Origin of the sequence: Amycolatopsis sp. NPDC050768 (assembly GCF_040654155.1) — a bacterium.
Classification (GTDB): Bacteria; Actinomycetota; Actinomycetes; order Mycobacteriales; family Pseudonocardiaceae; genus Amycolatopsis.
This window is the reverse complement of sequence record NZ_JBFAHL010000008.1, coordinates 367859-381901: the sequence shown is the minus strand read 5'-3', so window position 1 is coordinate 381901 and position 14043 is coordinate 367859. Positions and strand designations below refer to the sequence as shown.

Annotated in this window: 11 protein-coding genes; 2 read left to right on the top strand and 9 right to left on the bottom strand. The window is 70.4% G+C overall.

Translation table 11 applies throughout. From position 1 onward, the window contains the following. Positions 1-13 precede the first annotated feature (13 nt). The 9 genes from AB0H62_RS25440 to AB0H62_RS25400 all read right to left on the bottom strand — a co-directional run bounded on the left by AB0H62_RS25440 (position 14) and on the right by AB0H62_RS25400 (position 9636). Positions 14-805 carry an SDR family oxidoreductase gene (locus AB0H62_RS25440; RefSeq protein WP_220246853.1) on the bottom strand — a complete coding sequence of 264 codons (792 nt, stop codon included), beginning with the start codon at positions 803-805 and terminating at the stop codon, positions 14-16. 2 nt (positions 806-807) lie between these two features. Further along, positions 808-1569 (bottom strand): isocitrate lyase/phosphoenolpyruvate mutase family protein, encoded by a 762-nt coding sequence (locus AB0H62_RS25435; protein ID WP_220246852.1) that lies wholly within the window; start codon positions 1567-1569, stop codon positions 808-810. 51 nt (positions 1570-1620) lie between these two features. Further along, positions 1621-2403 (bottom strand): SDR family oxidoreductase, encoded by a 783-nt coding sequence (locus tag AB0H62_RS25430; protein ID WP_220246851.1) that lies wholly within the window; start codon positions 2401-2403, stop codon positions 1621-1623. A gap of 36 nt (positions 2404-2439) precedes the next feature. Continuing rightward, positions 2440-3246, bottom strand: coding sequence for an SDR family NAD(P)-dependent oxidoreductase (locus tag AB0H62_RS25425; protein ID WP_220246850.1), 807 nt, complete (start codon positions 3244-3246; stop codon positions 2440-2442). Further along, positions 3243-3830, bottom strand: coding sequence for a TIGR03086 family metal-binding protein (locus tag AB0H62_RS25420; RefSeq protein ID WP_360588581.1), 588 nt, complete (start codon positions 3828-3830; stop codon positions 3243-3245). The genes AB0H62_RS25425 and AB0H62_RS25420 overlap by 4 nt, the downstream gene beginning before the upstream one ends. Further along, entirely contained in the window at positions 3827-4834 is a 1008-nt protein-coding gene (locus AB0H62_RS25415) for a sigma-70 family RNA polymerase sigma factor (RefSeq protein WP_360588579.1), read from the bottom strand. Before AB0H62_RS25415 ends, AB0H62_RS25420 begins: the two co-directional genes overlap by 4 nt. A 308-nt stretch (positions 4835-5142) precedes the next feature. Further along, the gene (locus AB0H62_RS25410; protein ID WP_360588577.1) at positions 5143-7122 is read right to left on the bottom strand and encodes a S53 family peptidase; all 1980 of its coding nucleotides are present in this window, start codon (positions 7120-7122) and stop codon (positions 5143-5145) included. A gap of 275 nt (positions 7123-7397) precedes the next feature. After that, complete coding sequence (locus AB0H62_RS25405) at positions 7398-8951, bottom strand: alkaline phosphatase D family protein (RefSeq protein ID WP_220246846.1); 1554 nt, start codon at positions 8949-8951, stop codon at positions 7398-7400. Positions 8952-8982: 31 nt separating this feature from the next. Further along, positions 8983-9636, bottom strand: a complete 654-nt coding sequence (locus AB0H62_RS25400) for a hypothetical protein (RefSeq protein ID WP_220246845.1) — start codon at positions 9634-9636, stop codon at positions 8983-8985. A gap of 102 nt (positions 9637-9738) precedes the next feature. On the opposite strand from AB0H62_RS25400, the gene AB0H62_RS25395 reads away from it, so the two are divergent. After that, the gene (locus AB0H62_RS25395; protein ID WP_360588574.1) at positions 9739-12750 is read left to right on the top strand and encodes a BTAD domain-containing putative transcriptional regulator; all 3012 of its coding nucleotides are present in this window, start codon (positions 9739-9741) and stop codon (positions 12748-12750) included. Positions 12751-12841: 91 nt separating this feature from the next. Continuing rightward, positions 12842-14038, top strand: a complete 1197-nt coding sequence (locus tag AB0H62_RS25390) for a hypothetical protein (protein WP_360588572.1) — start codon at positions 12842-12844, stop codon at positions 14036-14038. Positions 14039-14043: the final 5 nt, after the last annotated feature.

Below are 14043 nucleotides of genomic sequence, written 5' to 3'. Positions count from 1 at the left end.
CACCGGGCTCCCCTCAGTCGACGACCAGGCCGCCGGTGACGTTGGCGATCGCGCCGGTCATCGCGCTGGAGCGGTCCGAAGCGACGAACGCTGCCACGTTGGCGATCTCGGCGACCGTGGGCAGCTTCTTCCGCAGTGTCAGCGTCTCCATGCGGTCCTGGAACGCGTCGCGGCTGATGCCGTACGCGTCGGCGTGCAAGCCGTAGACCTCGGTGAGCTGCGTCGTCTCCGGCATTCCCGCCGCGTTCAGGCACACGACGCGGACACCGTGCGGTCCGAGCTCGGCCGCCAGGCCCCGTGCCAGCGATTCGACCGCCGACCACGCCGGCGCCATCCCACCCATTCGCGGAGTGGCTGTTCGCGACGGAGATGCGGTGATCGTGAGGATCACCCCCGATCCCTGCTCGATCATGCGCCGTCCCGCGGCCCGGGCGGTGAGGAAGGTGGCCATGGGGTAGGTGGTCATGGGCAGGGCGAAGGCCTCGGGAGACAAGTCGACGAGCCGGGTGCCCTGAATACCCGTCTGCGGGAGGCTGGTCGCGTTGAACGAAACGTCGAGCGATCCCGCCTCGCTCACCACCGCGTCCGCGTGCGCTTCGACGGCGTCGACCTCCAGCACGTCCACCGTGGCGACGTCGGCGACACCGCCCTCGGCCCGGATCTTCTCGGCGACCACCTCCAGACCGGCGCGGGTGCGCCCGGCGAGGAAGACCCGGGCTCCCCCGGCGGCGAAGGCCAGCGCGACGGCGCTTCCGATCGCCCCGCCCGCTCCGTAAACGAGCGCGTTCTTCTTTTCCAGCAGCACTTTCAGCTCCTGATCTTCTCGACGGCGGTCTTCAGGTCGGCCAGGGCCGAGCGGTAGAAGCGGGGGCCGTAGGACACTCGGGCCACACCGAGCTCCCGCAGTGTGGACAGCTCCAACTGCTCGCCCGTGTTGCCGTTGACCGGGCCGGGCAGCTCGGCGACAAGCGTGGCGAGGTCACGCCGGTCGCGTACGCCGATCGGGTAGACGCAGTCGGCGCCCGCGGCTCGGTAGAGCCGACCCCGCCGGATCGCTTCCGCGAGCCGGTCCGGTTCCGGGATTCCGCTGGTGGGCAAGAAGGTGTCGGCACGGGCGTTGATCACGATCGGGACGCCGGCGCCCTCGGCGGCGGCGCGGACGGCCGCGAGCCGGTCGGCCTGCGCACCGGCCTCGACCAGCCCGCCGTTGCGGTGGTCGCTGTCCTCCAGGTTGCAGCCGGCCGCGCCGATGTCCAGCAAGCGGTCGACCAATTCACGCGGCCGCATGCCGTATCCCGCTTCGGCGTCCACCGTGACCGGAACCGAAACCGCGCGGACGACGCGGCCGGCAGCGGCGAACATCTCCTCCCACGGCGCACCCTCACCGTCGGGATGGCCGAGCATCGCCGAAATGGCGGCGCTCGCGGTGGCGACCGCGGGAAACCCCGCTTCGGCCACGATCGCCGCGCTCGCCGCGTCCCACACGTTGGGCAGCACGAGCATCTCTCCACTGTGGAGCTCGCGCAGCCGTTCGGCGCGAACCTTCACATCCGTCACGTCAGTGGTCATGGGGTGTCCTCCGCATCGGATCTTCTCGGCCCGCGCCTTACGGGCCGGAACTCAGTCGACGATGACCCCGCCGGTCAGGTTGGCGACCGTGCCGGTCATCGCGGCCGCCTTCTCAGAGGCGACGAAAGCGGCCACCTCGGCGAACTCCGCCAGCGTGGTCGCACGCTTGCGGTGGGTCGTTTCGGCGACAACGGTCGCGAACTGTTCTTTCGTGATGCCGAGCGCGTCGGCGTGCAACCCGAAGACGACATCGATCGTCGAGGTCTCCTCCATGCCCGTGGTGCGCAGGCAGACGGCCCGGACCCCGGACCGCGCGTATTCCACCGAGAGTTCCCGGTTGAGGGCTTCGAGCGCGGCCCAGGCAGGGCCCATTCCGCCGAGCATCGGGACACCCACCCGGCCTGGTTCCGGTGTGTGCATCAGGATCACGCCGGACCGCTGAACCGTCATGCGGCGCGCAGCGGCCCTGGCGGTGACGAAGTGAGCCCGGGTGTAGGTGGTGATCGGCACCAGAAAACTCGCCACCGGCAGGTCGGTCAGCGGGATTCCTTGCAGGCCTTGCTGCGGAATCCCGACCGCGTTGAAGGAGATGTCGATCCTTCCCGCCGCCTGCACCACCGCGTCGCAATGGCTCTCCACGGCCGTTTCGTCGAGTGCGTCGACCACCGCCGTCTCCGCCGCTCCGCCGATCTCCTTGGCCAGTGCGTCGAGCTTGGCGAGGTTCCGGCCAGTCAGAAAGACCCGCGCCCCTTCACGGGCGAAAGCTCGGGCCACGGCGCTGCCGGCCGCGCCGGCGGCACCGTAGACGATCGCGTTCTTGCCTTCGAGCAGCATGGTCCGCTCCCCTTTTCGCTGTGGTCGATTCCGGGATCAGACACGCTGGGCGCTCGCCCCCGCGATCGCCGCGTACTGGCGCTCCAGCTCCTTCGCCGCCCCAGTGCGCCAGCTTTCGGCTTGGGACTGGGCCATGGGATCCGGGAAGATATCCTCTTCGCCCTTTTCCACCCCGTCGAAGATCCCGCGCGCGACGGACTCCGGGGAGGCCTTCGGAATGTCGACGCCTCGCGACATGTCGGTGTCCACGATGCCGGTGAGGACAGCGTGAACGCTGACGTCGTGTTCGGCGACCAGCGCGCGCAGTGATTGTGTGAGGGAGAACGCGGCGGCTTTCGAGATCGAGTAGGCCGGGATGAGCGGGAACGGGGCGAACGCGTTGACCGACAGGTTGTTGACGACGGCGCCGGCGGACCGCATCAGCAAGGGCAGGAAGGCCTGGGTCACGCTGTGGGTACCGAAGAGGTTCACGGCGAGGTGCTGCTGGAGCACCGAGCGATCACTCAGGTCGTCGTAAAGCGCGATACCCGCGTTGTTGACGAGGACGTCGAGAGCTTCGACCTCGGCGGCGGCTTCGCGGATCTGTGCCGCGTCGGTCACGTCCAGGGCGAGCGCGGTGACCCGCCGGTCCGCGTGGGCCGAGGGGTGCCGCATCCCGGCGTAGACCCGCTTCGCGTTTCGCTTCAGAGCTTCTTCGACGAGCGCCTGTCCGATGCCACGGTTGCTTCCGGTGATGAGAACGGTTTTGCCTGCGATGCTCGTGATGATGACGATCTCCTCTGTCTCGGGTGGCGGTTTCGGGCCACCACCCGAATAGAGACAACCGGGCGTGCGTGAACTCATCGGGAATCCGGGCTCCGGCCGAAGAGTGCGAGCAGTCGTTCGCCCGGTGTTGCCGTCGCCGGGGAACTCAGTGAAGTGGCGAACGCCCGAACTCCGGCACCGGCCTCGACCAGGGGCCGCGACACAGCGAGCAGACTCCGCGCCAGTTCGGCGGGAATGAGGTGTTGTGCTCCGCAGCTCTGCGAAATGTCCCAGCCGTGCACGACCATTTCGGTGGCCGCGGTGTACACCACGATCTCCGCCTGAACCCGCCGATCCCCGACCTCGCACCAGCGATCGCCCGGCAGGACAAAAGCCCACGCGACCACGAGGTCGACGAGGCGGGCGCGGATCGCGGCGACCGGCTCCGCGTCGGGCTCCGGGCCGCGGGCGTACGGTGGCTCGCTCGCGATCAGCACTCCGGTGAGATCTTCCAGCGACGCTCGGACGTGGCGGAGCAGGTCACCCAGGTTCCAATCCGGGCACGGTGTCCGTGCCGACAGATCGGCGTCGCGCGCCAACAGGACGCTGCGCAACAGGTACCGGGCGGCGCCGCCGAGAACGGACCTCTCCTCGCCGCCGGGACGCACGAGCGGCCCGCTCACGTCCGGGCAGCGCGCGGAGTGGCAGGTGGTGCCGGGGCCACCGCAGGCAGGTCGAAGGCGGCGATCAGGCCGGGATCGAGAAAGGCGTTGATGCGGGCGACGTGCGCGCCGATCAGCGAAAGAACCTGCACACCGTAGGCGTGGAAAGCGCCATCGCCGCCGCGCTGGTACACGGCGAAGGCGGGAGCGCCGTTGGCGCGCGTGGCGATCAGGCGCCACTGACCCGGCGTGCTCAGGACCTCCCTGGCCAAAAACGCGCACACCACGTCGGCGCCGGTGAACCACGTGGGAATCGGAGGCATCTCCAGCTCGACGTCGGCCCGCAGCAGGTTCGCCAGCGCGGCGACGTCCGCGTGTTCGAAGGCCGCGACGTAGCGGTCGAGAAGGTTCCGCAGCTCGGGTTCCGAGGGTTCGGCGAGGTCGTCCGGAGCCGGACCGGTCCGCGCCAACTGGGCCCGGGCGCGTTGCAACGCGCTGGTGACCGCGGCGACGGAGGTGTCGAGCATCTCGGCGACCTCTCTGGCGTGCCAGCCGAGGACGTCGCGCAGGATCAGGACCGCGCGCTGCCGCGCGGACAGCTGCTGCAGGGCCGCGACGAACGCCAGCCGCACCCCGGCGCGGCCGGACACGACCGTCGCGGGGTCGGCGGTGGAGGCGTACAACAGGCTGTCGGGCGCCGGCTGCAGCCAGGGGATGTCCGCTTCCGGCCCGCCGAGCGCCACCTCGGCGTCGTCCGACGGCGCGCTGAGGCCCGACGGCAGCGGTCGGCGCCGGCGGTTCTTGAGCGCGGTCAGGCACGTCGTGGTCGCGATCTTGTACAGCCACAACCGCACCGAGGAGCGGCCCTCGAACCGGTCGTAGTAGCGCCAGGCGCGCAAGTACGTTTCCTGCACGAGATCTTCCGATTCCTGCAGCGACCCGAGCATCCGGTAGCAGTGCGCGAGCAGCTCCGGACGATGACGGTCGGCGAGCACTGCGAACTCCGCCTCGCCGGCGGCCGTCATCGCCGAGCCACCCGGCCGCGACCGGCCCTGGCGGCCGGTTCTTTCGCGTCGGTGAGGTCAGGCGTCGTCATAGCGGTTCTCCGTCCGGTCGGCCGGTGGTCCGGCGTCCTGGTAGAGACAATCGGGCGCCCGCAAACTCATCGCTGAAGCGAGGGTGAATTTCGGACGTGGCACCGGTCCGGGTCGGAGAAGTGGTCCGGCCCGGGGCTGGGCCGCCGACGTCGTCGAACTGACCCCGGAAACGACGCAGGCCCCCACCCTGCCGAAACGCGGCAAAGCGGGGGCCTGCACCGACCCTCAGTAGCGGATCACACGAGCAACAAGAACGGCAAGCCGTTCGGCGAGCCCAGGCCGGTGACGTCGTCGTAGCCCTTGGTGGTGTGGATCGTCAGGTTGGGGTAGTCGAGCGTGCGGGCGGAGGTCAGCAGGCCGTCCGACGCGTCGACGCTGTTGGCGAAGTCCACGCGCTGCACGGCGGCGTCCACGTGTTTCACGTCGTAGATCGTGCCGGTGCGTGACGTGAGCTGGTAGAGCGCCGGGTTGATGAAGCCGTGGTGGAAGTGGTCCAGGCTGTCGGCCACGGCCATCACGCCCGCGAAGACCGGGGACGCCAGGCTGGTGCCGCCGATGCGGTACTGGTCGTAGTAGTCGCCGTCGGGGAAGCGCTGGGTCTGGCCCACGAGCATGCCGGTGTTGGGGTCGGCGACCGCGGAGATGTCCGGGACGACGCGGCCCTTGGCCTTGCCCTTCTGGTTCTTCGTGGACAGCGCGTCCGGCACGATGCCCTTCTGGTACGCCGGCTGCGGGAACACGCGGCTGGTGCCGCCGCCCGCGCCGCCGTTGAAGGCGCCCGGGAAGGACGGGGCGTAGGCGCCCGCGGTGAGCGTGGACTTGCCCGTTTCCCAGCCGGTCTCGAAGGTCCGCTTGCCGGACGCGTCGACCGCCAGCGAGGTTCCGCCGACGGCGGTGACCCACGGCGAGGAAGCCGCGAAGTCCGGCGAAGGCGTGCCGAGGCGCGCGGCCTCGTCACCGTTGTCGCCGGAGGAGAAGTACACGCCGATGCCCTCGAGCGCGGCCTGCACGGCGATCTGGTTGAACGCCTTGATCTCGTCGGCCGGCAGGTCCTCGCCGGTGTCGCCGTAGGAGTTCGACACGATGTCGGCCTTGTGGCCGGCGATGATGTAGTTCAGCGCGGTGTCGAGGGAGAGGTCCTCGCAGTCGGAACCGCCGACGTAGAGGATGTTCGCACCCGGCGCGAGGCCGTGGGCGGCTTCGACGTCGAGGGTCTCCTCGCCGTACCAGCCGGAGGCGTCGCACTGGTCCGGGCCCTCGTCGGCCGGGTTGACCGGGAAGACGTGCTGGCTGAACTGCGCCTTCGTCAGCGGGTGCGCCGGGTCGTTGCGCTTGGCGTACTCCGACGCGTCGGCGTAGATGGTCGGCGAAGCGAAGGCGTCCACAATCGCGATCGTGGTGCCGCGGCCGTCGGCCCCGAGCTTGGCGGCCTGGTCGAGGCCGTACGCCGAACGCAGCTGCGCCGGCTTGTAGCCGCACGGCGCGTACGGCAGCTGCTTGCCGTTGTACGCCGGGTCGGTCATGTCGGTCTTCTGGCCGTAGTAGTCGCTGCACGGGCCCGAGTTGCGGAAACCGGCGCCGGGAGGCGCGGTCGCCGGACCGGAAGACTTCGCGGAAGCGGTGTCGGCGCCTGAGGTGTGGTCCGGCTTCAGCAGGCTCGTCGCCTGGTCGACGCCCACAACACCCAGCACGGAGGAAGCAAGTGTTGCCGGCACGGACAGGTTCTTGTCCGCCGCCCGCAGCGTCTGGCCCTTCACGGCGTACTTGCCGAGCGTGACGTCGAACGCCTTCTGCACCTGGTCCGCGGTACCGACGGCCTCCACGTACGCGCGGTTCGACGGCACGTCGCCGATCTGGAACCCGGCGCCCGACAGCCACGTCTTCACCGCGGACACGGTCTGGTCCGAAGCGGTGAAGCGGTCGCGCACCTGCTGCGGCGACAGGTACTGCCGGTAGCTCTTGGACTGCGGGTCGGACACGCCCGCCGCCACGGCTTCGGCACTGGCCTCGTCACGCAGGTTCAGGTACACGCGGAAGTCCAGCTTCGACGCCGGCGCGGTGTTCGCGACCTTGGCCCCGGGGTTCGCCCAGAGCGGGTGCGACGCGGGGATGTCGGCCCGGCCCGGGGCCGACGCCGCAGACGCCAGCCCCGGCGTGGCGGCCGCGAGGCCACCCGCCATCGCCAGCGAAAGGAACACGGTGAGACTTCTTCGCACAGGCAACTCCCTCGTGAATCGCGGCCCAGGCCGCAGACGTCCGGCCCGAGACTAGGTCCGCACCGGCCGCCGGGGAAGCGTCCCGCCCACCGGTGCGGAACCGTTATCTCGAAGCCGCACTCGATCTTCGTTGGCACACAAGGAGGAAGTCCGGTTCGTCCACACTGTCCCGAGTGGAATGTCGCCTAATGGAACAAAAGTCCGATTCAAAGTTCCGCATCGCGGTATCACGGAGCACGCCGGACGGGGAAGCACCACCTACTTCCGTCGGTTGCTCACACCGCCTGCAGCCCCTTCGAACCCGCACCGACCACGAAGCTCTTGTCCGTCTTGATCACCAGCTTCGCCGGGTCGTTCACGCTCGTGTCCGACACCACCACGAAGTCGGCCAGCATCTGCGCCGGCGTCGCGGTGACGCGCACGTAGCCGCGTTCCCCCTTGCAGTACTTGATGTGCGGGTTGTTCGCGAGCCACGCGGCCGACGGCGGCGCGGCGTCGTCGCTGTTGGACGTGACCGACGTGGTCACCAGCTCCGAGCCGACGATCGGGTCGCTGTGGTCGAAGTAGTCCTTGCGCAGGTCGGCCGCCCAGTGCCGGTGGACGTCGCCGGTGAGCACCACCGGGTTCGGCACCCCGCGGTCGATCCAGCCTTGCGTGATGCGATCGCGCGAAGCCTGGTAGCCGTCCCACGAGTCGGGGCTCTCGCACGTGGTCGAATTGCCGTCGCCGTCGCGCTGGGCGAAGAACACCTGCTGGCCCAGGAAGTCCCACGTCGCCGGGTGCGTCTCGAACGCCTTGAGCAGCCACTGTTCCTGCGCCGTGCCCGTGATGGTGCGCGAGGTGTCGCGGTACGGACCGCACGCCGTGCCGGTGACCTGCGCGCTGCGGAACTGGCGGGTGTCCATCATGTGGAAGCGCGCGAGGTTGCCCCAGAGGAACTGGCGGTACAGCTGGATCGACGAGCCGTTGGGCTTGGCCGTGGACCGGATCGGCATGTGCTCGTAGAACGCCTGGAACCCGTAACCTTTACGGGCGGCCGAAGCCGGGCTCGTGGTGGAGTTCCAGTTGTTCATCACCTCGTGGTCGTCGAACACGACCAGCCACGGCGCCAGCGCGTGCGCGGCCTGAAGGTCCACATCGGTCTTGTGCTGGCCGTGCCGAGCCCGGTACAGAGCCAACGTCGTGGTGTCCGAAGGCACCGCGAGCCGCCGCGGGTTGAGTTCCGCCTTCTTACGCCCGGAAGGCTTTTCGTAGATGTAGTCGCCGAGGAACAGCACGAGGTCCGGATCGTCGCGCACCACACCCTTGTACGAGTGGTACCAGCCTTCCTCCCAGTGCTGGCAGGACGTGAAGCAGTATTTCAGCTGGTTCACGGCCGCACCCGCGGCGGGCGCCGTGCGCGTGCGCCCGACCGGCGATATGTAGCCGGCGGTCTTGAAGCGGTAGAAGTACTCGCGCGCCGGCTCGAGACCCGTCGGCTCGATGTGCACGCTGTGTGCGGACGCGCGCACAGCGCTCACCGAACCGCTTTGCACGATCGAGGAAAACGCCTCGTCGTTCGCGATTTCCCAGTCCACCGCGTACGTCGCGTCGGGCATGCCGCCGAAGCCATCGGCGTTGAGCGGCGCGGGCGCGAGCCGCGTCCACAGCACCACGCTGTCCGGCAACGGGTCGCCCGAGGCGATACCGAGCTGGAACGGGTCGTGGATCGCCGGGGCGGCGACGGCGGTGCGCGCGTTGGCCCACGAAGGCAGTGCGGTCGTCGCCGCGGCCGCGGTCACGGCGGCGAGTCCGCCCAGCAGCACCGAGCGCCGGTTCACCTGGCCCATGTCAGGGGATCCTTTCGGGGAGTAGGGGTTGTCAGGCCGCGAAGTCGGTGAGGCCGGCACTGCAGCCGGCGAACGTCGGCGGCGAGGTGTTGTGGCCCGTGCAGACCTTGTAGAAGACCCACTTGCCCTTCGCGACGGGCGCGGCTTTGTCCACCGAGGTGCCGCTTCCACCGGAAGCCCAGACGTAGTACGGGCCCGAGCCGTCGGCGAGCCAGTACTGCACGACGCCGGAGCTGCCGTCGGCGTTGGTGTCGTAGGCGACGAAGTGCGCGTCGGACGAGCGGAACACGCCTTCGGCGGCGCAGGACGCGGCGCACTGGGCGCTGCCGGTACCGGTGCCGCAGTCGGGTGCGACGCGGCCGTCGGAGCCGGTCTGCACGTAGCCGTCGGACACGTAGCCGCCGAGCGCGGGCACGTAGTCCCAGATCGTGGTGGTGCCGAGCGGGCCGGCCACGGAACTCCCGGTGGTCTGGCACTCGATGGCGACGGTCGCGCCGTTGGCCACCGTCTTCACGGCGGTGGCGGCGGCATTGGGTGCGCGGCGGACGTTGAGCGGGTCGCCCGCGGTCTGGACCTTGCCGGGCACCGTGGCAAACGCGGGCACCGCCGCGGAAAGCCCGAACCCACCGATCGCGGCCAGGACAACCCCGAATCCGGCGAGGCGCCGGAGCTTCGAACGCTTCATGGCCATAGCGTGTCGAAGCCTTGTACACGACCCGTACAAATCGCGATATAGGGGACGTGAACCGCCGAATGGATCTAGCTAACCTGCGCAAACGCTCCTAGCATGCCCGGTCATGGGGACCTTGCCGCTCAGGCGGGTAAATTGTTGACTTCGCTGGCGTTCCGAATTCTCGGACCGTTGGAGGTCATTGCTGAAGGCCGGACCGTTCCATTGGGCGGGCCGAAGCCGAGGTTGCTGCTGGCCGCGCTGGCTTTGCAGCCGAATGTCGTGGTGTCCACCGAAGTGCTGGTCGAAATCCTCTGGCCGGGTACCGCACCTCGCTCCGCGGCAGCCAACATCCGCACCTACGTCCATTCCCTCCGCAGGCGGCTCGCGGAAACGGCACCCGAGTTGGGTGACCGCATCAGCAGCCGTGCGTCGGGATATCTGCTCTCGGCCGCAGACGAAGAACTCGATCATGTTCTGTTCGCCAACCACGCTGCCGAAGCGCGGAAAGCGTTCGAACGCGGTGACGCGGAAGTGGCGCTCGCGTTGCTCGACAAAGCCGACGCGCTTTGGCGCGGCGAAGTACTCGAAGGACTGCCGCACGACCACGGCTGGGGCGCGGCGATCGCGCGGCTGGCCGAGCTGCGCCTGTCGGTGCAGGAGCAGCGGCTGCGGGCCCGCCTCGCGCTGGGGCGCCACGGCGAGGCGATCGCCGAGCTGCGCGGCCTCGTCACCGAACACCCGTTGCGCGAACAGCTGTGGCAGCAGCTCGTGACGGCGCTGCGCGACGGCGGCCGGATCGCCGAGGCCGTGGAGGCCTACGAGCTGGCCGAGCACACTCTGGAAGAGGAGCTCGGGGCGAAGCCCGGGCCCCGGCTGCGGGAGTTGCGGGCCACGCTCGTGGCGCCCGCCGCGGTGCCCGAGCTGCCCGGGCTGCCGGCCGAACTCGCGGTGCCGCGGCCGCGAGCTCAACCGGAGCTGCCGATCTGCCAGCTCCCGCTCGACCTGCCGGACTTCACGGGCCGCGAAGACGTGGTCGGCCGGCTGGTCACGCGCCTGCGCGAGCACGGCGAGACGGGCCGGCCGACGGTGGTGGTGCTCTCGGGCGCGCCCGGCGTCGGCAAGTCCGCCATCGCGGTCCGCGTGGCCCACGCGGTGCGCGACGCGTTCGGGGACGGGCAGCTCCACGTGGACCTCGCCGGCACGTCGTCGTCGCCAAGGGCGCCGATGGGTGTGCTCGCTGAGTTGTTGCGCGCGCTCGGCATTCCCGACGCGGGCCTGCCGCGCGATCTGCCGGAACGGTCGGCGCTGCTGCGCTCGCGCCTGGCCGGCAAACGCATGTGCGTGGTCCTCGACGACGCGGGCAGCGCCGCCCAGGTGCGGCCGCTGCTGCCGGGCACGGGCGCCTGCGCGGTGCTCGTGACGAGCCGGGTGCGGCTGCCCGACCTCGACGGCGCGGTGGCGGTCGACGTCGACCTCCTGCCCGAACCGGAGGCCGCGCGGCTGCTGGAGGGCATCGTCGGGGCCGAGCGCGTGGCGGCCGAGCCCGACAACGCCGCCGCGATCCTGCGCCAGTGCGGGCACCTTCCGCTCGCGATCCGCGTGGCCGGGGCGAAGCTCACCAACCGGCCCAGCTGGTCGCTGCGGATCCTCGCCGACCGGCTGCACGACGAGCGGCGCCGGCTCGACGAGCTGCGCGTCGGCGACCTCGCCGTGCGCGCCAGCGTGACGCTGAGCTACGACCTGCTGCCGATGTCGGCGGCCGCGGCGTTCCGCTGGCTGGGTGCGCTGGGGCCGATCCAGTTCCCCGCCTGGGTGGTCGCGGCCGCGCTGGGCCGTCCGTCGGCCGACGACGTGCTCGACGTGCTCGTCGACGCCCACCTGGTGGAGCTCGTCGCGTCCGACGCCACGGGCCAGCCACGCTATCGCCTGCACGACCTGCTCCGCGTGTACGCGGCGGAGCTGGCCGGGCGGGACGCGCCGGAGAAGACGCGACGCGCGGCACGCCGGGTGCTCGAGGGTTACCTCGCGCTGGCCGTCGCGGCGGCGGAGCGGATGCCGATCCACTTCTTCGGCCAATACCGCGACCACGCCGTGCCGTACCCGGAGCTGCCGGACGGGTCGGAGCAGCTCCTGGCCGACCCGGCCGCGTGGTTCGCCGCGGAGCGCCATTCCGGCGTCGCCGCGGTGACGCTGGCCGCGCAGCTCGGGTTCGACGACCTCGCGTGGCAGCTCACGGCCGCGTTCACGCCGTACTTCGACCTGCGCGGGCACCAGGACGACTGGCACGCCACCCACGAGGTGGCGCTGGCGGCGGCCCGGCGCGCGGGGGCCGTGCACGGCGAGGCGATCGTGCAGCGCAACCTGGGGCAGATCCACCTGTACCAGGACAGCTACGCCGAAGCGTTCGTGGCGTTCGACGCGGCGCGGGAACTCTACGAACGCGTCGGCGACGCGCAGGGCACCGGCATCGCGCTCGCCGGGCTCGGCACGATCCTGCGCATCCAGGGCGACAACGACCTCGCGCTGGAACGCTGCCACGAAGCGTCGAAGCTGTTCGCCGAAGCCGGCGACCGGCACGGCGAGGCGGTGATCCGCATCGCCGTGGGTGCCGTCTGGATGGCGCAGAAGTGCTACGCACCGGCCAAGCGGTGGTTCACCGACGCGCTCGAGCTGGCCGCCGCGATCGGCGACCGGCACCGCGAGGCCCACGCCCTGCAACGGCTGGGGCTGCTGCACCAGCACGAGGGCAACCTCGGGCCCGCGCGCGAGTTCGTGACGCGCGCGATCGCCGTGTTCACCGATCTGGGCGACGACCACTGCGTGGGTTACGCCAACCAGAACCTCGGTGAGCTGTGCCTGCACAGCGGCGATTTCGCCCACGCGCAGCTGCTGCTGGTCAACTCGCTGAGCGTGCACCGCCGCAACGGCGACCGGCGCTCGGAGGCCGAGGTGTCGCAGCTGCTCGGTGAGCTGCATTCCGCGCTCAGCCAGCCGGAACGCTCGCGCACGTACTCCGAGCGGGCGCTGGCGATCTGGCGGGAGCTTTCGGCGCGGCCGCAGCAGTCGGCGCTGGAAACGCGGCTGGAGTCCGCTCCAGGTGAGGGGCCGCGGATCGTGTCCGCTTGACCCGTACGCGCGGGCTCGCTTGCGCGGCAAGGGGTCCTGCCGAGACGAGGATTGCGTCTCGGCAGGACCCCTTTGTCGTGGAGGAGCGGGAATGGTCCGAAGAGGTCTGGTTCGGCGGGTGCTCGTAGTGCTGGCGGCGGTGCTCACGGTGGTTCCCGTGACGCCGGCCGCCGCGGCCGGGTCGTGGCGGGTGGATCTGTCCACGGTGGACAGTGACGACGTGAACGTGTCCTCGGTTTCGGGTTTCCTGACGTTGGCCGACTCCGCTTGGAACCCGGTGACCGCACGGAGTTCAGGTGTTCTCGTCACGGCAACCCGTCACCTCGCCTCCTCGGTGGGCCGGGTGACCGCGCGGGTGGCGGACGACGTCCCGGCCGGCACCGCCGTGGAGGTCGACGTCCGGGGCCGCGACACGGCCGGCGACTGGACCGAGTGGACACCGGCGGGCCAGGAGCTCCCGTTCGCCGTCGAGGTGGTGCAGGCCCGGATCTCCCTGTCCGGCACGGCGTACGGCGGGCGACCGACCGTGCGCTCGGTGGCGCTCACCGCGTCGGGCGGCTCGGCGCGGGCCGCGGTCGTCACCGAGCCGTTGACCTACCGGATCTACGCGACGCGCGAAGGCCTCGTCGGCGGCAAGACGTCCAACGGTCACGTGATCGCCAACAGCGACCACTTCGTGTCGTTCCCCTCCACGAAATCGGTGTCCCCCAAGGGAACCGGCTCGTACACGGCGAAGGTCTGCCGCACCGACGGCACTCGCTGCGAGTTCGCGCCCGTGTGGGAGGTCGGCCCCTGGAACACCCACGACGACTACTGGAACCCGGCGGAGGGGCGCGCCACCTTCCCCACGCTGCCGCAGGGCACGCCCGAAGCGCAGGCCGCGTTCGAGGACGGCTTCAACGGTGGCAAGGACTCCCGCGGACGCGCGGTGAAAAACCCGGCCGGGATCGATCTCGCCGACGGCGTCTTCTGGGACGGCCTCGGCCTCACCGGCAGCTCGTGGGTCGACGTGACCTACCTCTGGACCGGCACCGGCGGCCCTGCCGGCGTGATCACCACCGCCGGTGCACCGCTGAACCTGCGCGAGAGCCCCAGCACGTCAGCGGCGACAAAGGGCGTCGCCGCGCCGTACGCACGCGTGCCGATCGAGTGCTCGGTGCCCGGTGAGTCCGTGAGCGGCGCCCTCGGCGCCAGCGCGATCTGGGACCGCATCGGTCCGGACCTCTACGTCTCGGACACGTACGTGAAAACCGGCGCCGCCGGTCCCGTCGTGCCGATATGCCCTTGAGCTGC